16 protein-coding genes and 1 pseudogene are annotated in these 18,243 nt (G+C 65.5%); 10 read left to right on the forward strand and 7 right to left on the reverse strand.

Features of this window, described 5'->3' with window-relative positions:
• From AC5RTT_RS12590 to AC5RTT_RS12600, 3 genes and pseudogenes are all read right to left on the reverse strand, one after another.
• Positions 1-228: pseudogene (locus tag AC5RTT_RS12590) on the reverse strand (hypothetical protein); the annotation flags it as partial.
• Positions 215-1,015 (reverse strand): alpha/beta hydrolase, encoded by an 801-nt coding sequence (locus tag AC5RTT_RS12595; protein ID WP_494145474.1) that lies wholly within the window; start codon positions 1,013-1,015, stop codon positions 215-217. The gene AC5RTT_RS12595 and the pseudogene AC5RTT_RS12590, both read right to left, overlap by 14 nt.
• Positions 1,012-1,800: an alpha/beta hydrolase gene (locus tag AC5RTT_RS12600; RefSeq protein WP_494145475.1), complete on the reverse strand. Its 789-nt coding sequence runs from the start codon at positions 1,798-1,800 to the stop codon at positions 1,012-1,014. Before AC5RTT_RS12600 ends, AC5RTT_RS12595 begins: the two co-directional genes overlap by 4 nt.
• A 113-nt stretch (positions 1,801-1,913) precedes the next feature.
• Between AC5RTT_RS12600 and AC5RTT_RS12605 the strand changes: the two genes are divergently transcribed.
• Positions 1,914-2,729 carry a lysophospholipid acyltransferase family protein gene (locus AC5RTT_RS12605; RefSeq protein WP_494145476.1) on the forward strand — a complete coding sequence of 272 codons (816 nt, stop codon included), beginning with the start codon at positions 1,914-1,916 and terminating at the stop codon, positions 2,727-2,729.
• Between the two features lie 94 nt (positions 2,730-2,823).
• Positions 2,824-4,218, forward strand: coding sequence for a class II 3-deoxy-7-phosphoheptulonate synthase (locus AC5RTT_RS12610; protein WP_494145477.1), 1,395 nt, complete (start codon positions 2,824-2,826; stop codon positions 4,216-4,218).
• A 31-nt stretch (positions 4,219-4,249) separates the two neighbouring features.
• Here the strand turns inward: AC5RTT_RS12610 and AC5RTT_RS12615 are convergent, their stop codons facing one another.
• Both AC5RTT_RS12615 and AC5RTT_RS12620 read right to left on the reverse strand, forming a co-directional pair.
• Positions 4,250-6,370, reverse strand: a complete 2,121-nt coding sequence (locus AC5RTT_RS12615) for a Stk1 family PASTA domain-containing Ser/Thr kinase (RefSeq protein ID WP_494145478.1) — start codon at positions 6,368-6,370, stop codon at positions 4,250-4,252.
• 100 nt (positions 6,371-6,470) lie between these two features.
• The gene (locus AC5RTT_RS12620) at positions 6,471-7,844 is read right to left on the reverse strand and encodes a lytic transglycosylase (protein WP_494145479.1); all 1,374 of its coding nucleotides are present in this window, start codon (positions 7,842-7,844) and stop codon (positions 6,471-6,473) included.
• 242 nt (positions 7,845-8,086) lie between these two features.
• Here AC5RTT_RS12620 and AC5RTT_RS12625 point away from each other — a divergent pair, with 242 nt between their 5' ends.
• Positions 8,087-8,440: an Rv2175c family DNA-binding protein gene (locus AC5RTT_RS12625; RefSeq protein ID WP_494145480.1), complete on the forward strand. Its 354-nt coding sequence runs from the start codon at positions 8,087-8,089 to the stop codon at positions 8,438-8,440.
• Positions 8,441-8,449: 9 nt separating this feature from the next.
• Here the strand turns inward: AC5RTT_RS12625 and AC5RTT_RS12630 are convergent, their stop codons facing one another.
• Together AC5RTT_RS12630 and AC5RTT_RS12635 are read right to left on the reverse strand one after the other, a co-directional pair.
• Positions 8,450-9,544, reverse strand: a complete 1,095-nt coding sequence (locus AC5RTT_RS12630) for a polyprenyl synthetase family protein (RefSeq protein WP_494011963.1) — start codon at positions 9,542-9,544, stop codon at positions 8,450-8,452.
• Positions 9,541-10,068 (reverse strand): hypothetical protein, encoded by a 528-nt coding sequence (locus tag AC5RTT_RS12635; protein ID WP_494145481.1) that lies wholly within the window; start codon positions 10,066-10,068, stop codon positions 9,541-9,543. The genes AC5RTT_RS12630 and AC5RTT_RS12635 overlap by 4 nt, the downstream gene beginning before the upstream one ends.
• A gap of 140 nt (positions 10,069-10,208) precedes the next feature.
• Between AC5RTT_RS12635 and dinB the strand changes: the two genes are divergently transcribed.
• The 7 genes from dinB (at position 10,209) to AC5RTT_RS12670 (ending at position 18,241) form a co-directional block, all read left to right on the forward strand.
• A complete protein-coding gene (gene dinB / locus AC5RTT_RS12640) occupies positions 10,209-11,366 on the forward strand; it encodes a DNA polymerase IV (RefSeq protein WP_494145482.1) in 1,158 nt (385 codons plus the stop codon).
• 277 nt (positions 11,367-11,643) lie between these two features.
• Positions 11,644-12,018 (forward strand): SCO2097 family morphological protein, encoded by a 375-nt coding sequence (locus tag AC5RTT_RS12645; RefSeq protein ID WP_494145483.1) that lies wholly within the window; start codon positions 11,644-11,646, stop codon positions 12,016-12,018.
• Between the two features lie 374 nt (positions 12,019-12,392).
• Entirely contained in the window at positions 12,393-12,821 is a 429-nt protein-coding gene (mraZ, locus tag AC5RTT_RS12650; RefSeq protein WP_009358613.1) for a division/cell wall cluster transcriptional repressor MraZ, read from the forward strand.
• Positions 12,822-12,988: 167 nt separating this feature from the next.
• On the forward strand, positions 12,989-13,981 hold the full coding sequence (gene rsmH, locus AC5RTT_RS12655) for a 16S rRNA (cytosine(1402)-N(4))-methyltransferase RsmH (protein WP_494145484.1): 993 nt from the start codon (positions 12,989-12,991) through the stop codon (positions 13,979-13,981).
• Positions 13,978-14,679, forward strand: a complete 702-nt coding sequence (gene ftsL, locus AC5RTT_RS12660; RefSeq protein ID WP_494145485.1) for a cell division protein FtsL — start codon at positions 13,978-13,980, stop codon at positions 14,677-14,679. The genes rsmH and ftsL overlap by 4 nt, the downstream gene beginning before the upstream one ends.
• A 47-nt stretch (positions 14,680-14,726) precedes the next feature.
• Positions 14,727-16,517 (forward strand): peptidoglycan D,D-transpeptidase FtsI family protein, encoded by a 1,791-nt coding sequence (locus tag AC5RTT_RS12665; RefSeq protein ID WP_494145486.1) that lies wholly within the window; start codon positions 14,727-14,729, stop codon positions 16,515-16,517.
• 86 nt (positions 16,518-16,603) lie between these two features.
• Entirely contained in the window at positions 16,604-18,241 is a 1,638-nt protein-coding gene (locus AC5RTT_RS12670) for a UDP-N-acetylmuramoyl-L-alanyl-D-glutamate--2,6-diaminopimelate ligase (RefSeq protein WP_494145487.1), read from the forward strand.
• Positions 18,242-18,243: the final 2 nt, after the last annotated feature.

Consider the following 18,243-nt stretch of genomic DNA (forward strand, 5'->3'; position numbering starts at 1 on the left):
CGGGGCTGCGCCCGCCAGGCCCAGGGGATCGAAATCGCGGAAGGACGCGGTTCCCCGGGCTGCCGGAGCCTCCGGCTCTGCGGGCGGCACCGGATCCGGGGTGCGGGGATCCGGCGCACCGGAAGCGGTGTCAGCTTCCAGCCGCGCCACCAGGTCCAGCCAGACGGCGTCGTCCTGGTTCGCTCCCTGGTCCGCAGAGTCGGGGGAGCCGGAGTCATGCCTGTTCATGCTGCACCTCCTGGCTTCCCGCCGCCGGGGCTGCGCCGGCGGCCAGCACCCGGCGGATGAACTCCACCGACCCCTGGAAGATGCGTTCGGCGTCGTTATCCATGGTGGCCACGTGGTAGCTGTTGTCGAGCCGGACCAGCTCCACGGGCGCGCTCAAGCCACGGCGCAGCGCGGCGATGCTCGCATCGGAGACCACGTGGTCCACGGTGGACCTATAGACCTGCACTGGGGCGGTGATCCGGGGGAGCAGCCGGATGGTGTCCCTGAACATCTTGTTCATCTCATGGGCCGCCGCGACCGGGGTGCGGGTATACGCGCCCTCGTCCATGCCTTCCTTGAGGATGTCGTTGGCAATGGCCGGCGTGGATTTCAACACCAGCTTGAGGATGCCCGCGAGCGGAGCCCTGGGATCGTCGATCACCAGCGCGGGATTGACCAGCACCACTCCCGCCACGGGGCGTGTGGCCGCAACCCGCAGGGCCAGCGCGCCGCCCATGCTCAGCCCCGCCGCAAACACGTGGTCGCACTCCGCTTCCAGCTCCAGGTAGGCATCATCCAGCGCGCCGTGCCACTGCTGCCAGCGGGTCCGGGCGAGGTCCTGCCAGCTGGTGCCATGTCCCGGCAGCAAGGGCATGCGCACAGCGAGTCCGGCAGCGGCAAAGGCCTGCGCCCACAGGCGGAGTCCATGGGGGCTGCCGGTGAAGCCATGGGAGAGGACCACGCCGGTCCTGGGCCCGCCCCCGCTGGACGCGCTGGTGAAGGGACTGTGGTCCGGGCTGGACGTCATGGGGTCTCCGAAGTGCTGGTCAATCGGGCATGGGCGCGGATGAAGGCGCTGGACCTGGCGAAGATCTCCGGCGCGTCCACGTCCAGCGTAGCCACATGGCCGCTGCTGGCAAGGTCCACCACCTCAGTAAGGCGCGGTCCGAGCCGTTGCCGGAGCAATGCCAACGACGAGGGCGGAACCACAATGTCCGTCCTGGACTTAAAGACCTGGACCGGGGCCGTGATGCGGGGCAAGCCGCGGATTGCGGCGCCAAAGAGCTTCTTGAGCTCGTGCACGGCCGCCAGCGGCGTGCGGGAGTAGTCGCCGTCTTCGGTGGCTGGCGCCGTCGGCTGGTCCTCCTGGATGGGGATGGTTGTGCGCTGGAAGTATTTGAGCACCCCAATGATATGGATGCGGCGGTCGTAAAAACTGAGCCCCGGATTCACCACCGAGACCCCTGCCACCGGATGCCGGGAGGCGGTCAGCAGGGCCACCGCCCCGCCCATGGACAGTCCCGCCACAAAGCACGTTTCGGTGCGTGCCTGGAGCTCCAGGAACGCGGTCTCGTAGCTGCGGTACCAGTCGCGCCATCCTGTCCTGGCCAGCTGGCGCCAGTCCGTTCCGTGCCCGGGCAGCAGCGGGACCGAGACGGCATATCCCTGCCCGGCCAAATGCTCGGCCCACGGCAGCACGCTCAGCGGGCTGCCGGTGAATCCATGGCAGATTGCCACGCCCACCTGTGCGTTTGCTCCATGCCCGGGATAGCTGAAAGCGGCAGGACGGGGCGGGACGCTGCTTTCAGTCATGAGTCCATCGTGTCACTGTTCCGGCCAAATCTCACTAGAGTAGGGTTGCATTGAACTGCTGACCAGGCCCGGTGCGGAGAGCCTGGGGGCCGCCTTCCGGAGAGGTTCACCACGTGTTCTATTGGGTCATGAAGAGGATCTTCCTCGGTCCGGTCCTGAAGCTGCTTTTCCGCCCCTGGGTCAAGGGCCTGGACAACATCCCCGGCGGGGGTGCGGCGATCATCGCTTCCAACCACTTGTCGTTCTCTGATTCCATCTTCCTGCCGCTGATGGTCCGCCGCCCCGTGGTCTTCCTGGCCAAGATGGAATACTTCACCGGTACCGGCATCAAGGGCCGGCTGACAGCCCTGTTCTTCCGGCTGACCAACCAGCTGCCCATGGACCGCTCCGGCGGTGCGGCATCTGCGGCATCCCTCAGCGCCGGGATGGAGGTGCTCAACCACGGCGGGCTGCTCGGCATCTACCCTGAGGGCACCCGCAGCCCGGACGCCAGGCTTTACCGCGGCAAGGTGGGTGTTGCCCGGCTGGCGCTGGAGGCCGGCGTTCCGGTCATCCCGGTGGCCATGATCGGCACGGACAAGGTGCAGCCGATCGGCAAACGGCTGCCCAATATCCGCAGGATCGGCATGATCTTCGGTGAGCCGTTGGACTTCACGGCCTACCGGGACCAGGCAGAGGACCGCGATGTCCAGCGGAAAGTCACGGACCAGATCATGTTCGAACTGCAGCGGCTTTCCGGGCAGGAATATGTTGACGAGTACGCGGCGGTAGTGAAGCTCCGGCTGGCCGGCAGGCCGGTGGAACCCGAGGCAAGCGCAGAACCTCTGGCATCGCCGGCGGGCGGCGTGAACCCCGCGGATCCCGTTCCCGGCCACGGTGTGAGGCAGCAGGACCGGACGGACGACGGCGGTGCTGCCGCCACCGGCTGATGGGCGGGCTTTTTCGCGCATGGGGGTTGTGACGCGGACGCCGGCCAGCGTGACGATGCGGTGTCCAGTGGTCCTGCGCTGCCGTTAGTCTTAGATGGTGACTGAGCTATCTGCAAAACCTGCCTTTTCGCTGTCCAGCACCGCCCAGAGCGGAGCCGCCAACTATCCCGGACTGGACGACTGGCGGGACCTTCCCATTTCCCAGCAGCCCAGCTGGCAGGACCAGGAAGTTTTCGACGCCTCCGTCAAGGAACTTTCCGTGCTCCCCCCGCTGGTGTTTGCCGGTGAAGTGGACATCCTGCGCGAGCGGCTCGCCGCTGCTGCCCAGGGGAAGGCGTTCCTCCTGCAGGGCGGCGACTGCGCGGAAACCTTCGAGGCCGCCACGGCGGACAAGATCAGCGCCAGGGTCAAGACCATCCTCCAGATGGCCGTCGTGCTGACCTACGGCGCTGCCATGCCTGTGATCAAGATGGGCCGGATGGCGGGCCAGTTCGCCAAGCCGCGTTCCTCCAATGACGAGACTCGGAACGGTGTCACCCTGCCGGCCTACCGCGGCGACATCGTCAACGGCTACGAGTTCACCCCCGAATCACGCGGCCACGACGCCTCGCGCATGCTCCGCGCCTACCACACCTCCGCATCCACGCTGAACCTCATCCGGGCCTTCACGCAGGGCGGCTTCGCCGACCTCCGCTCGGTGCACCAGTGGAACAAGGGCTTCACCGAAAACCCTGCCCATGCCCGCTACGAGTCGCTGGCCAGGGACATCGACCGGGCCATCAAATTCATGGACTCCTGCGGTGCGGACTTTGAGGCGCTCAAGCGCGTCGAGTTCTTCGCCAGCCACGAGGCCCTGCTGCTGGACTACGAGCGGGCGCTGACCCGGATCGACTCCCGGACCGGCTTCCCGTACGACACCTCCGCCCACTTCCTGTGGATCGGGGAGCGGACCCGCGAACTGGACCATGCCCATGTGGACTTCCTGTCCCGCGTCCGGAACCCGATTGGCGTCAAGCTTGGTCCCTCGACCACCGGCGATGACGCCCTGCGCCTGATCGACAAACTGGATCCGGAACGCGAACCGGGACGCCTGACGTTCATCACGCGGATGGGTGCCGGTAACATCCGGGAGAAGCTGCCCGCCGTCGTCGAGAAGGTTACTGCCTCCGGCGCCCAGGTGCTGTGGGTCACCGACCCCATGCACGGCAACACTGTGACGTCCCCCAATGGGTACAAGACGAGGAACTTCGACGACGTCATTGACGAGGTGCGCGGCTTCTTTGAGGTGCACCATTCCCTGGGAACGGTGCCCGGAGGCCTGCATGTGGAGATGACCGGGGATGATGTGGCTGAGTGCCTTGGCGGCGCCGATCCCATCGACCAGGATGCTTTCCTGGACCGCTACGAGTCGGTCTGCGACCCGCGGCTGAACCATATGCAGTCCCTGGAAATGGCATTCCTGGTGGCCGGCGCACTCGCCAAGCACTGACCCTGCCGGATGGTGTGGGCGGTTGGGCCGCCTACACCACGGTCAGCGTTATGACGGACCCTTCGGGGACCTCTGTGTCCACGGGGTCCTGGGCGCGGACGGTTCCAAAGAAGCCGCCCAGCACATTGTTTACCCGGACCTGGAAGCCCAGTGCCTCGAGCGCCCGCCTGGCTTCGTTTGCCTGCCGCCCGATGAAGCTCGGAACCTCCACCATCCGAGGGCCCTTGGAAATGGTCAGGGTCACGGTGCCGCCGCGGGTAAGCGTCCCGCTGGCAGGCGACTGGCTGACAACAGCACCCTCGGGCACATTCCGGTCAAACACCTCTTCGTGGGCCACCTCAGCCTGCAGCCCGGCCGCCTCGATGGCGTCCACGGCATCATCCTCGTCCTGGCCCACCACGGAGGGGACGGGGATGGGCTCAGGTCCCTTGGAGACCACCAGGGCCACCGGCGTGCCATGCCTGGCGGGCGTCCCGGCAGCCGGCTCCTGGGACAGGACAATGCCGGCCGGCACGTCCTCGTTGAATTCCGCGGTGACCGTACCCAGCGCCATTTCGGCACCGTTCAGGGCGTCCTTGGCCTCGTCCAGCGTGCCGCCGGAGAGTTGCGGCACGGAGAAAAGCTGCGGGCCCTTGGACACATAGAGCGATACAGGCTGGAACTTCCGGATTTCCGTTCCGGCCTCCGGCTCGCTTCCCACCACCAGCCCGCTGGGAACATCGTCGTCGAATACGTCCCTCGTGGTGGACCTGAATCCTGCTTCACTGAGGAGCTGCTGGGCCTCCGCCACCGTCCTGTTTGCCACGGCCGGGATGGTGGCCGCAGCCCCGGGGCCCATACCGAAGAACCAGCCCGCTCCCGTGGCGAGCAGGGCCGCGAGGACCAGGACCACCACCCACAGGACGCCCCGCCGTCGGGCACTGCCTTCGCGGAGTGAACGGACAGGGGTCGCGGCGGCCCGGGCGCGGGCCTTCTCGTCCTCCTTCTCAGCCTTGCGCTGTGCCCGCTTGCTGAGCTGGGGTGCCGGGGGCGCCCAGGGTTCCTCCACATCCTCCCCGGGAGGGGTAAGGATGTGGCTGCCCCGGCCGGCTCCGGGAGCCGGCCGCCCAGGCTCGCGCCCCAGCCCGGGTCCATGGACAGGCGGCGCCGGCCTGCCCGAGGGCAGGACCGTGGTGGGGTTGTTGGTTTGCGCAATGAACTCTGTGTGATTCCGGGAAGCTGCATCCTGGACCGGGGCTGTCTCCTGGGCACCGGGGGAGGCAGGCGCTGTGGTCCCAGGGGCGGCCGGAGGATGCAGGTCCAGCTCGGAATCGGTCAGGTTAGTCCGAATGTGCCGCAGCTCCTGGAGGAGAGCATTCGCATCCACCGGCCGGTTCTCCGGGTCATTGGCCGTACACCATTGCACGAGCTCATCCAGCTCGCCCGCCAGCCCGGGCACCAGGGCCGACGGCGGACCCACTGTGCCGTTGACATGCTGGTAGGCCACCTGGATGGGGACGTCGCCTTTGAACGGCTGTTGCCCGGTCAGCATTTCAAACAGCATTATGCCTACTGAGTAGACGTCGCTCCGGGCATCTGCCAGCCTGCCCAGGACGATCTCGGGGGGGACATAGGCGACAGTCCCCATCAGTGTCCCGGAGCTCGTGGACGAGGTGACCGCCCGGGCAAGGCCGAAGTCGCCGATCTTGATCCTGCCGTCGTCGGCGATCAGGACGTTTTCGGGTTTCACGTCGCGGTGGATGAAGCCCGCGGTATGGGCCGCGGCCAGTCCTTCCACCACGGGATCAATCAGGGCAAGTGCGAGCCGCGGCGGCAAGGCCCCCTTGTCGTTGATGACCTCGCGAAGGGTGTGGCCCTTGATGTATTCCATGACCAGGTAGGCGGTGTGGCCGTCATGGCCCTGGTCCAGCACCCCCACAACATGGGGGTGCGAGAGCCGGGCCGCCGCCTTCGCCTCCCGCCCCAGCCTGCCGAGGAAGCTCTCATCCGCGGCCAGGTGCGGGTGCAGCACCTTCAGTGCAACGTTGCGCTCCAGCCTCTGGTCCACGGCCAGGTAAACCGTGGACATGCCGCCGCGGGCGAGCCGGGACTGCACGGTGTAGCGGTTGTCCACCAGCGTTCCCACAAAGGGGTCAGAGACGTGTTCCTGCACCCTTTGATCCTAATCCCGCAATGAAAAGGGTCCGAACCCGTCATCGGTCCGGACCCTCCTCACAGCAGTCCCCGTATCACCGCAGTAAGTGTCGCTGGGACTATGCGAAGTTTTTGCGGTGCGCCTTGATGGCGGCTACGTAAGCTTTCGTGTCGTTGTACATGCCGTACTTGCTGACGGAGTACTGGCCCTGGTAATACCCCGCGATGGCGGTGTCTTCGTCCTTGCTGGTCGCCAGGAGCTGCCGGATGATCGCCACGCCTGCAGTCGCATTGTCGTACGGGTCCAGGAGGTTCAGCTTCCGACCCACGAGGTCCGAGGCCCACTGGCCGGAGCTGGGGATCACCTGCATGGTGCCGATTGCGTTGGCGGGAGAGACGGCGCGCTGGTCGAAGCCCGACTCCTGGTGGGCGAAGGCGAGGGCCAGCGCAGGGTCAACGCCCATGCGCCGTGCCGTGTCCGCCACGATGTTGCGCATTTCCGCGCGGGACGGCACCGGAGCCGCGTTCAGGAGCGCCTTGTTCTCGTTGGCCGAACTGACCACGGCGGCGGGATAGCTGAATCCGAGGAAGGAACTCGGTACCAGCGGTGCGGCTGCCGCCGCGGGCTGCGGGGCCGGAGCCTGGCCGGGGGCGCCGGGAATGACCAGCTTGTTGCCCGGGTAGATGACGGTGCTCATGCTCATCTTGTTTGCGGACAGGAGTTCGGAGAGCTTGACGTTGTGCCGTGACGCGATGGCATAGAGGCTGTCCCCGGCCTTGACCGTGTAGGAACCAGTGGCCGGGGCGGGGGTGGCGCCTGAATTCGCCAATACCGCGGGTGCCGGCGCTGCGGCGGGGGCAGCCGGTGCGGGCTGTCCGCCGCCCACCTTGATCTTCTGCCCCGGATGGATGATCGAGCGCATGTTGAGGTTGTTCCAGCTGAATACTTCGGACAAGCGCACATTGTGCCGGGCGGCGATCGCTCCCAGCGTGTCACCGGGCTTTACGGTGTAGGTGGCACCCTCATTCGTTGCGGGTGCTGCCGGTGCGGGCGCAGCGGCGGGCGCGGCCGGTGCCGCCGGCTGTCCGGAAAGTTTGATCTTCTGCCCCGGGTAGATCAGGGTGTTCGCCTGGAGATTGTTGAGCCGGAGGACATCCCCGGTGTTCAATCCGTACCGCCCGGCAATGCTGCTGATGGTGTCGCCCCGCACAATGGTGTACTCCGCAGGGGCCGAAGGCTGTGCCGGCTTGAAAGCGGTGGGGATGGTCGTGGGCACCGAAGCGGCAGGAATGTGGGCCGCCTTTGCCTGTGCCGCCTGCGCTTCCATGGCCGCAGCCAGGGTCGCAGGAAGGGCGCGCGCAGGCTTTTCCGCAGCAGCAGGCTCGGCCACAGCCAGGGATGACAATACGACCGCGGGAAGTGCAGCTGTGGTGGCGGCAATCATTGGCAGGCTCGGCTTGGGTGGCCGCTTGGGCGAGCGGGACATTGTCATGGAAAAGATCCTCTTCTCAACTGCGGGCGCGGACGGGGATGCCGCTGACATTCCTGATACTACTGTTACTCAAGTTATTACTGTTACTGGCGTTAGCACTGTGAATCTCTCATGGATCCGGAAATAGCACAAGAATTCCGGGAATCCCGGCAAGAAAAGATTTTCGGAGTGTCCGCAGGTCAGGAGCCGGGTTGCGCTTTATCGACTAGGCGCCCGGGGGCCCACCGTGGCAACCTTGATCCGTGAGTAATGTAGAAGACCTCGTGGGCGAATGGTTGCCCCTCCCCGACGTAGCCCGTCTTTTGGATGTTTCCATCACCAAGGTGCACAGCCTCATTGACGAGCGGGCACTGGCCGCTTTAAGGGTGGGGGACCGCAATATCAGGTCTGTGCCCGCGGAATTCATCCAGGACGGGCAGGTCGTTGACAGCCTTAAAGGGACAATCGTGGTCCTCGCCGATGCCGGGTATTCGGACGAGGACCTGATCATCTGGCTGTTCACTCAGGACGAATCGCTGCGCGGCCGGCCTATCGACGCGCTGCGGGAGGGCCGCAAGACCGAGATCAGGCGCCGGGCCCAGACCCTCGCCTGGTGACAAACAGCCCTAGGAGGCGCGGCTGACGGTGGCCTCAGCCAGCCTCCGCAGGGCTGTTTTGGGCAGTTCCTCGAGCGGAAGGGCCTCCAGGGCCTCAAACGCCGCCGAGCCGAACTCGCTGATGAGAACCTCCGTGGCCTGCAGTGCACCGGATTCCTCGATGATCCTGCGGATTTCCTCCACGTCGTCATCCGACAGGTCCGGACTGCCCAGCCTGCCGTCGATGAATGCGGACTCCGCAGCTGTTGCCTGGTCGAGTGCGAGGGCCACCAGGACGGTTCTCTTGCCTTCGCGCAGGTCGTCCCCGGCAGGCTTTCCGGTAGTGAGCGGGTCACCAAAGACACCCAGGACGTCGTCCCGCAACTGGAAAGCTTCGCCCAGGGGCAACGCAAAAGCTGAATAGCCCCGAAGCAGCTCATTCGAAGCACCCGCCAAGGCACCGCCCAGGGCAAGGGGGTGCTCGGTGGAGTATTTGGCGCTCTTGAAGCGGATTATCGACTGGGCCCGGCTGACGGCTCCGGCGCGGTCCCGGACCGGGCCGGCCACTTCCTCCAGGATGTCCAGGTACTGGCCGGCCATGACCTCTGCCCGCATGAGGTTGAAGATCAGTCTCGCCCTGCTCCCCGAGGCCGCCCGCTCGCCGATGTCCGTGAAGGCTTCCTCGCTGAAGGACAGGCACAGGTCGCCGGCGAGGATGGCCGCCGCCTGGCCGAACCGTTCGCTGTCCAGGGCCCAGCCCTGGGCACCGTGAAGCTGGCTGAAGCGGCGGTGTACGCTCGGTCCTCCCCGCCGGGTGTCCGAGCGGTCGATGATGTCGTCATGGATAAGGGCGGCTGCCTGGAAAAGCTCCAGGGCGGCACCTGCCGTCACCACTTCTGCGGCCGCGGCTTCGCCGCCTGCGCCGCGCCAGCCCCAGTAGCACATCAGGGCCCGGAGGCGCTTGCCGCCGGTGACCAGGTTGGAAATGGAGCCCATAATCGGATCGATATCAGGGGAAATGGCAGACATGACAGACTGCCGCGACGTCAGGAACCCGGTGAGTTCACCGGCCACCGCCGCCACATAGTCTGCCTGTTCGTGCCGCAGTTGCTCCGCGGCGGTCACTTGGCTGACTCGGCTGCCACATTGGCGCCGATGGTGAAGGTGGATACGCCCGAGGCTTCCACTACCGCGACGTTCACCGTTTCGTTGTCGCCCCGGACGAAGTCCTTGGATGCCACTGCCCCCACAGCATCACCGGGAACCGCCTTGAAGCCCTGCCCCTCCAGCGCCTTGGTGTAGAAATCGAGCACGGCGGCGGGAGGCGCGCCCGCTGTTGCGACCAGGGCAGCGGTTGCGGGTGCCGACGCCTTGTCGAAGCTGCTGGACACCACCCTGGCACCCGGCATGAGGGGCAGCAGTTCCTGCGGGAAACCTGCCACCACGCCGCCGACGGTGGCGGAGGTGTTGGGCGAAGCGGACGGGCTGGGCGAAGCCGTCACCGTAGCCTGCGTGGCGGCCGGCCCGGACGTGGCGGAAGTGGATCCCGGTGCGGCTGACGGAGTGGGGCTGCAGGCTGCCAGCGCCAGGGCTGCACCGGCAGCGAGAGCAGCCAAGCCCACAGGCTTGAGGTTTCCAAAGACCGTCACAGGGATTTTCCTCCTGGAGTTGATGCCGGATGCAGCCTCCAGTTTAGTCAGTACCGGCGGATAGGATTGCAGTCGTGGGGCCAGACCATACCAATCAGCCAGCCGCTGCGCGTATTCCGGGCCGTAGGCGCAAGTGCATCATGCACGTGGATATGGACGCCTTCTTCGTCTCGGTGGAGCTCCGGACGCGTCCGGAGTTGCGTGGAAGACCCGTGATCGTCGGCTTTCCGGCGGAGCGCTCTGTAGTCCTGTCCGCCTCCTACGAGGCCCGGGCTTTCGGGGTCAAATCCGCCATGCCCATGGCTGTCGCAGCAAGAATGTGCCCGCAGGCGGTAATCATCGAACCGCGTCACAAGCTGTACTACGAGGTCTCCGCACAGCTGATGGCCATCTTCGGGTCCATTACCGAACTGGTTGAGCCGCTGAGCGTCGACGAAGCCTTCCTCGATGTCAGCGGAGCCCTCCGCCGGCTGGGTCCGCCGAGAGGGATCGGCGAACTGGTCCGCCGGCAGGTTGCCTCCGAGCTGGGCATCACGGCGTCGGTGGGCATAGCCGAGACCAAGTTTGTGGCCAAGATCGCCTCCACCCGGTGCAAGCCTGATGGCCTGCTCCTCATCGGGCCCGATGAAACGGTGCCCTACCTGCACAGCCTGCCGGTCGGTGCGCTGTGGGGAGTCGGTGCCAAAACGGCTGAGGTCCTTGCCAAGATGGGCATCCGGACCGTTGCGGACGTGGCGGCAACACCGGTATCCGCACTCCGAAAGACGCTGGGTGCCACGGGTGAACACGTCCACCAGCTCTCCTGGGGCATCGACCCCCGCCCGGTGACCCCGGTACGGCTGGAGAAGAGCATCGGGGCAGAAGAGACATTTGCCACGGATACCGCAGACCAGGCAGTCCTGCACCGGGAACTGCTTCGACTGTCGCACCGTACCGCCGCGCGGTTGCGCAGTTCGGGAATGGTGGCGCGGACCGTTGCCTTGAAACTGCGCTTTGCCGACTTTTCCACCATTACCCGCAGCCGGACAGTGCCCACGCCGGTAGACAGTGCCCAGCTCATCTACCCGGTGGTCCTTCAGCTGCTGGAGTCGGCGGGCAACCGGGGCATGGCGGTCCGGCTCGTGGGAGTAAGGGCTGAGCAGCTGGAAGATGCCTCCCGGACCTCGCTCCAGCTCAGCATTGACCGCCGGGATGACAACTGGCGCGCGGCGGAACAGGCGCTGGATGAAGTAGCCCGGAAATTCGGCGACAAGTCGGTGTTGCCGGCCCGGTTGATGGAACCCGGAACAGGCACTTAATCAGCGGTCAGGTCCCGTCTGCGGGCGGTCCAGAAAGCCGATTGCCGTCTTTCAGAACAGCCCTCAACAAACTATCCTTAGAGATACATAGTTTTTGAGTGACTGGACTTACTGCCGGACCCTCTTGGACATGCTCCCGCTCCCGCGGCTGTGTGCCTGGTTTTTCGTTCTTGCCAATGCCGGCAAAGCGGGAACCACAAAGGAACAACAGTCGTTAATGGTGCAGAAGTAGTGGCTGGGAACCAGCCCGGACGTTGGCCTACAAAAGGAGGTCGTGATGCCGCTGTCGGAGCACGAACAGAAGCTGCTTGAGCAGCTGGAGAAGCAGCTTCACGAGGATGACCCGAAGTTCGCGAATTCCATGGGGTCCGACCCCGGACGTTCCTGGTCCACGCGGCATGTGGTGATTGGCGTCCTCTGCGCATTGGCTGGAGTCTTCCTGCTATTGGTGGGTGTCACGCTGCAGAACATCTTCGTCGGCGTCCTGGGCTTTATCGTGATGGGCGGCGGCGTTTATTTTGCCACGATGCGAAGTTCGGCCGGGGCAAAAACAGGTACCAAGTCCGGCGGCGGAAAGTCCGGCAAGCAGAGGAGCTCTTTCATGAGCAGCCTCGAAGAGCGCTGGGATGAAAGGCGCAGGGGCGAGCAGTAATCGCCGGGGCCCTGGCCCCTCCACTTTCCACCCCTGCGGGGTGCGCAATTCCAAAAAGATCCCCGAAAGGGGATCTTTTTGCTTTAGCCCCCTCTTTTCAGGCCCGGGTTGCAGCTGCCCCTCATGCCTGCTGACCGTAAGGCAGCGGGGCGAGGCACGCAGTGCTTCCAACAGCGCTGGCTGGATAAAGGCCCTCCACTTTCCACCACCGGCCCAAAATCCGCGCCATTTCAGGGTTCAATTCCCATAACTCCAGGTGTCCGTGGAGTGTTTTGCGTTGACTGTGGGGGAAAGTGGAGTAATGTGGAGGACATAAGAGGGTGGTTGCAACATTGGGGATGTGCAGTTCCTGACAGCGGACAGGCGGTGGGCCAGTGTTTCTGGGCACGCACTCGCCACGTCTGGATGAAAAGGGACGGATCATTCTCCCCGCGAAGTTCCGCGAGGAACTTGCCAGCGGGCTGGTGCTCACAAGGGGCCAGGAACGATGCATCTACGTCTTCAGTGAGAAGGAATTTGCACGGGTCCATGAGCAAATGCGGGAGGCGCCAATCTCCTCGAAACAGGCCCGTGACTACATCCGCGTTTTTCTCTCTGGAGCCTCTGACGAGGTACCTGACAAGCAGGGGCGCGTAACTATTCCACCGGCGCTCCGGGAGTATGCAGGACTGGGCAGGGAGCTTGCCGTTATTGGGGCGGGTTCGCGGGCCGAGATCTGGGACGCCCAGGCTTGGAATGAATACCTCGCCGAGAAGGAAACTGCCTTCTCGGAAACTGATGATCCCATTCCGGGCATTCTCTGAATTTCCGGAATAAGCATCAGGAGTTTCTTGGACGAGATCTCCAGCCGCCCATCGGCTGGCCAACCTGGCTCACTTCCCCGGAGCCAGGCGGGCGGGACGATAGGCGCGGATGGGGATCTGGCCCAAGAAGCAGGTACGGCGACCACGACGGCGAGAAAGGACGAGGCATGAACGAACAACCGAAGCCCACGTCCGAACGCCATGTGCCGGTCCTGCGGGACCGGTGCATCAATTTGTTGGCTCCGGGATTCGAAACGGCAAGGCTCCGCGGAGAAACTCCTGTGGCAATAGATGCCACCCTCGGCATGGGCGGCCACTCGGAAGCCATGCTCCAGCGCTTCCCGGACCTTCACCTCATCGGCATCGACCGGGATGAGGAGGCCCTTGCCCTCGCGGGGGAGCGCCTGGCGCCCTTCGAAGCCCGCACGGACCTGGTCCACGCTGTCTATGACGAGATCCAGGACGTCCTTGAGGACCTGGGCGTGCCGGAGGTGCACGGGATCCTGATGGACCTGGGTGTTTCCTCGCTGCAGCTCGACGAGCGGGAGCGGGGCTTTGCATACTCCTTCGATGCTCCACTCGACATGCGCATGGACACGAGCCGGGGCCAGACCGCCGCGGATGTGGTCAACAACTACAGCGAAGAAGAGCTGGTCAGAATCATCCGCAAATGGGGCGAGGAAAAGTTTGCCGGCCGGATAGCCAACCGAATCGTCGCTGCCCGCGCAGAGGCACCCTTTACCACCACCGGACAACTGGTGGACCAGATCCGGGCAGTAGTACCTGCCGGCGCCGCCAAGTCGGGAGGACACCCGGCCAAGAGGACTTTCCAGGCACTGCGCATCGAGGTCAATGAAGAACTCGATGTACTGGAGCGCGCCGTCCCGGCGGCGGTCGACTCCACCGCTTTGGGCGGGCGCATCGTCGTGATGTCATACCACTCCCTGGAGGACAAGATCGTGAAAAGCGTCTTCCAGTCCCGCTCCAAGTCGTCGGCGCCCCTCGGCTTCCCCGTGGAGCTGGAGGAGCACAAACCGGAACTCAAGACCCTGACCAAAGGCACCGAGGTACCTACCGCCGCCGAAATCGCCGAAAACCCGCGGGCAGCCTCAGCAAGGCTGCGCGCGGCTGAACGAATCAGAGCCAGGAGAGCTGCATGAGCACCGCTGCCGTCAAGAACTTTCCCGCCGTCTCCGGCAGTTCGGCAGCCAGCAGCAGCCTGCCTGCAGGATCACCGGGTACCGGCCGGAAGAGCCGCACGCCGCTCTCCCTGGTCCGCAACATTCCCCGGAAGCGCCGCGCTCCCTTCGTGGTGCTGTGCTTTGCCCTGCTGGCCGTGGCGCTGATCGCTGTCCTGGTCCTGAACATCTCGGTCTCCACCGCCCAGTACCAGCTCGTGGAGCTGCGCGCCCGCCAGAGCACCCTGACCAAGCAGAACCAGGACCTCACCCAGCAGGTGCAGAACTTTGAGGCTCCGCAGAACCTGGCCGCCAAGGCCAAGGACCTGGGCATGGTGGCCTCGACCGTCAAGGGTCAGATCGACCTGTCCACCCTGTCGGTGACGGGCAAGGCGACACCGGCAGTTAAGGGAGGTTCCGAGGGAGCCGTCATCCCGGCCCCGGCCGTCGCCGGCCAGCTTTTGGTGGTCCCGCCGGCAACCAAGGGGGAGCCGCTGGAAAGCCGCAAGCCAGTGGAAGCGGCACCGCCTGCAACCCAGACGCCCGCCGCTGACGCTCCCGCCGGCCAGGCGCAGGCACAGGTGCAGGCGCCCGCAGCACCGCCTGCCGCGGCGGTACCCCCTGTTGAGCTTCACGGCGGCACGGTACCTGTGCCGCAGCAGAAGGTCCCGGGGCAATAGCGAGGACATCCGGCAGGTAACAGGGACGAACAGCAAGGAATTCCACGGTGGCGCAGAGGACCGGCAAACCGGCAGACAAGGTACCCAACGCCACCCGACGGCTGCGCCTGGGGCTGGGCATCATGCTCACCCTCCTGTTGGTGGTGGGCGGCAAGTTGTTCCTGGTCCAGGGGCTGGACGTTGGCGGCATGGCAGCGGCCGCCCTCGACAAGCGGATGACCGAAACGGTCCTGCCGGCCGAGCGGGGAAGCATCCTGGACTCGAGCGGCACCGTCCTGGCCAACAGCGTCATCCGGTACAACGTGGTGGTGGACCAGCGGGTCAACACCAAGACCGAAACCTTTAAGCGGCTCGACGAAGCCAACGAAAAGCTGGTGGACGTTTCCCGGGACCAGGGGCTCACCGAGCTCGCTGCCGCACTGGGGATGGACAAGCACGCCATCCGTGAAGCCGTGACCGGGGAGCGGCCCTACTACATCGTGGCCAAGGACGTAAAGCCGGATGTAGAAGACCGCATCTCGAAACTCCAGATCCCGGGCATCGTCACGGAAGGCGTCAGCAAGCGGGTCTATCCCAACGGTTCCGTGGCCGGCGGCATTATCGGCTTCCTCAAGGACGGCAGCACCGGCCAGGCAGGTATCGAGCAGACCCAGGACGAACTGCTTCGCGGCAAGGACGGCAGGCGGCTCTTCGAGATCGGTGCCGACGGACTGAGGATCCCGGTGGGCATGGACGAACTGACGCCGCCGGAGGATGGCAAGGACGTCAAGCTCACCCTCAACTCGGATCTTCAGTACTTCGCCCAGCAGGCCATCCAAAGCCAGACGGACAAGCTCGGCGCCGAATGGGGCACCATCATCGTGATGGATGCCAAGACGGGCGACCTGGTGGCCATGGCGGACACCAATGCCCCAGACCCCAATGATCCCGGCCGGGTGGCCGCCAAGGACCGGGGAGTCCGCGCTGTCACGGCCGCCTATGAACCCGGCTCCGTGCAGAAGATGATGACGGTTGCCGCCCTGATCGAGGAGGGAAAAGCCAGTCCGCTGGACACGTTCACCCTGGGTCCCTCCTATACCGTGGACGGCCAGACGTTCAGCGACTCCTTCGCCCACGGCACTGAGGAACGGACCCTCGCCGGCATCCTGGGCTATTCGATGAACACCGGCACGGTGATGGCCGGGCAACGGCTCAGCAAGCAACAGCGGTACGAATGGCTGCAGAAGTTCGGCATCGGCGAGGCCCCGGACATCGGGCTTCCCGCCGAAGCGTCCGGTATCCTGACCCCCTGGGAGCAATGGGATGGCCGGCAGGAATACACGGTCCTGTTCGGCCAGGGCGTCTCCCAGTCCACCCTGCAGACGGTGCGGGCGTTCCAGTCCATTGCCAACAACGGGGTCATGCTCCAGCCGCGCCTGATCGATTCCTATATTTCTCCCGACGGCGCGAAGGAGAAGGTGCCCGCAGCCCCTTCCCGGCGGATCGTCTCGGAGGATACGGCCCAGCAGGTCCAGGACATCCTGGAGAGCGCCGTCACCGAAGGCCAGATCAAGGATGCCGGCATCGACGGCTACCGCGTGGGGGCGAAGACGGGCACCTCGGAGTCACCGTGCGACGACGGCGCCGGCTATTGCGGATACACCGCCTCCCTGGTGGGCATGGCACCCATGGATGATCCGCGGTTTATTGTTGAGGTGGTACTTCAGCGGCCCAAGGGCAGCATCTACGGGATTACCAACGGGCCGGTCTTCCGGTCGGTGATGAGCCAGGCACTGCGGACCTACAACGTCCAGCCGTCCACCGGCGAGCCGGCCAGGCTGCCCCAGTTCGCCAAGTAGCATCCCGGCCTGAAGTCCGGACCAGCAGCCCGCTGATCCGGTCCCCTCTGCGCCGGCCACGGTCCACTAGCACCATCGGAGATTCCTTGTCTGAGTTCAACCTGCCCCAGGACAGCGCCGCTCCCGCCGCTCCTGCCACCAATGCCCGGTTCCGGCCCTCGGCCGTGGAGGCGCTGCCGCTGGGCAGCATTGGTGACGCTGTGGGCGTCAGCGTTCCAGGACCTGCCGCCGACACATCAGTGACCGGCATCTCCCTTGACTCCCGGGCAGTGGAACCCGGAGACCTCTATGTTGCACTTCCCGGCGCCGCCCGCCATGGCGCCGACTTCGCCGCCCAGGCGATTGAGGCCGGGGCGGTCGCAGTGCTGACGGACGGCGCCGGTGCACGGCTGCTGGCTTTGTCCTCCGATACGCCCGTACCCGTACTGGTCGTTGAGTCGCCGCGCAATGTAGTGGGGCCGCTGTCTGCCATGATCTACGGCAGCCAGTCAGGCGCGGGCCGTTCCCTGCAACTCTTCGGTGTCACAGGCACCAACGGCAAGACCACCACCACGTACTTCATCACCTCCTTGCTGGCCGCCCTCAGCAAGCGTGCCGGGTTGATCGGCACCATCGAGATCCTTGCCGGCGGCGACCCCATCCCAAGCCTGCTAACCACACCGGAGTCAACTGACGTGCACGGGCTGCTGGCACTGATGCGCGAACGGGGACTGGCAGCCGCCGCCATGGAGGTTTCCTCCCATGCCATCTCCTACCAGCGGGTGGACGGGCTGATGTTCGACGTTGCCGGCTTTACCAACCTGACGCAGGACCACCTCGACTTGCACCACACCATGGACGACTACTTCGCCACCAAGGCTGAGCTGTTCACGCCCGGCCGCGCACGCAAAGCAGTGGTGACGGTCGACGACGAGTGGGGCCGGCGCCTTGCCGGCGCCGCGGAGGTGCCGGTCACCACCCTGGGCACCGTGCCGGGGACTGCCGCGGACTGGATCGTCGCCTCGACGTCCCCGCGCGGCCTGGGCACGGAGTTCACGCTTCGTGGACCGGAAGGCATGGAACTTCGCCTCCACACCGGCCTTCCCGGAAGCTTCAACGTGGCCAACGCGGCCCTGGCGGCACTCATGGTGCTCCAGTCCGGCGTGGAACCGGCGGACCTGCAGGCGGCCCTGGATGCCGCGGATCCCTTCACCGTGGCGGTGCCCGGCCGCATGCAGCTCATCTCCGAGGAACCTGCTGCCGTCGTGGATTTCGCGCACAACACGGATGCGCTGGCGCGGGCCCTGGAGGCAGTCCGTTCACCCAAGCCGGATTCCAGGCTGATCGTGGTCTTCGGTGCCACCGGGCAGCGGGACCAGGGCAAACGCCCGGCAATGGGTGCCATCGCGGCCCGGCTGGCCGACACCGTTATCGTCACTGACGACGACCCCCACGATGAGGACGCCGCGGCCATCCGCCGGGACGTCCTGGCCGGGGCGGAGGAGGCCCAGGCCGGCGAGGGCCTGCCGTGCGAACTTCTGGAGGTTTTCCCCCGTGACAAGGCGATCCGCCGGGCAGTGGAGCTGGCGCGGCCACAGGACACCATCCTTGTCGCAGGACGCGGCCATGAGGTCTGGCAGGAGGTGAAGGGCGTCAACCTTGCCCTCGATGACCGGGTGGAACTGCGGAGCGCCTTGACAGCCAGGGGATTCAACGTTCTCCAAGCCGACCGGATAGAGTCCTAGAC

Source organism: Arthrobacter sp. Y3221157 (genome assembly GCF_059089865.1).

What these genes read in the sequence shown, in the direction of transcription:
- AC5RTT_RS12595 (WP_494145474.1), bottom strand. Translation starts at nt 1,015, where the DNA reads ATGACGTCCAGCCCGGACCACAGTCCCTTCACCAGCGCGTCCAGCGGG.
- AC5RTT_RS12600 (WP_494145475.1), bottom strand. Translation starts at nt 1,800, where the DNA reads ATGACTGAAAGCAGCGTCCCGCCCCGTCCTGCCGCTTTCAGCTATCCC.
- AC5RTT_RS12610 (WP_494145477.1), top strand. Translation starts at nt 2,824, where the DNA reads ATGGTGACTGAGCTATCTGCAAAACCTGCCTTTTCGCTGTCCAGCACC.
- AC5RTT_RS12620 (WP_494145479.1), bottom strand. Translation starts at nt 7,844, where the DNA reads ATGACAATGTCCCGCTCGCCCAAGCGGCCACCCAAGCCGAGCCTGCCA.
- dinB (WP_494145482.1), top strand. Translation starts at nt 10,209, where the DNA reads ATGCACGTGGATATGGACGCCTTCTTCGTCTCGGTGGAGCTCCGGACG.
- AC5RTT_RS12645 (WP_494145483.1), top strand. Translation starts at nt 11,644, where the DNA reads ATGCCGCTGTCGGAGCACGAACAGAAGCTGCTTGAGCAGCTGGAGAAG.
- rsmH (WP_494145484.1), top strand. Translation starts at nt 12,989, where the DNA reads ATGAACGAACAACCGAAGCCCACGTCCGAACGCCATGTGCCGGTCCTG.
- ftsL (WP_494145485.1), top strand. Translation starts at nt 13,978, where the DNA reads ATGAGCACCGCTGCCGTCAAGAACTTTCCCGCCGTCTCCGGCAGTTCG.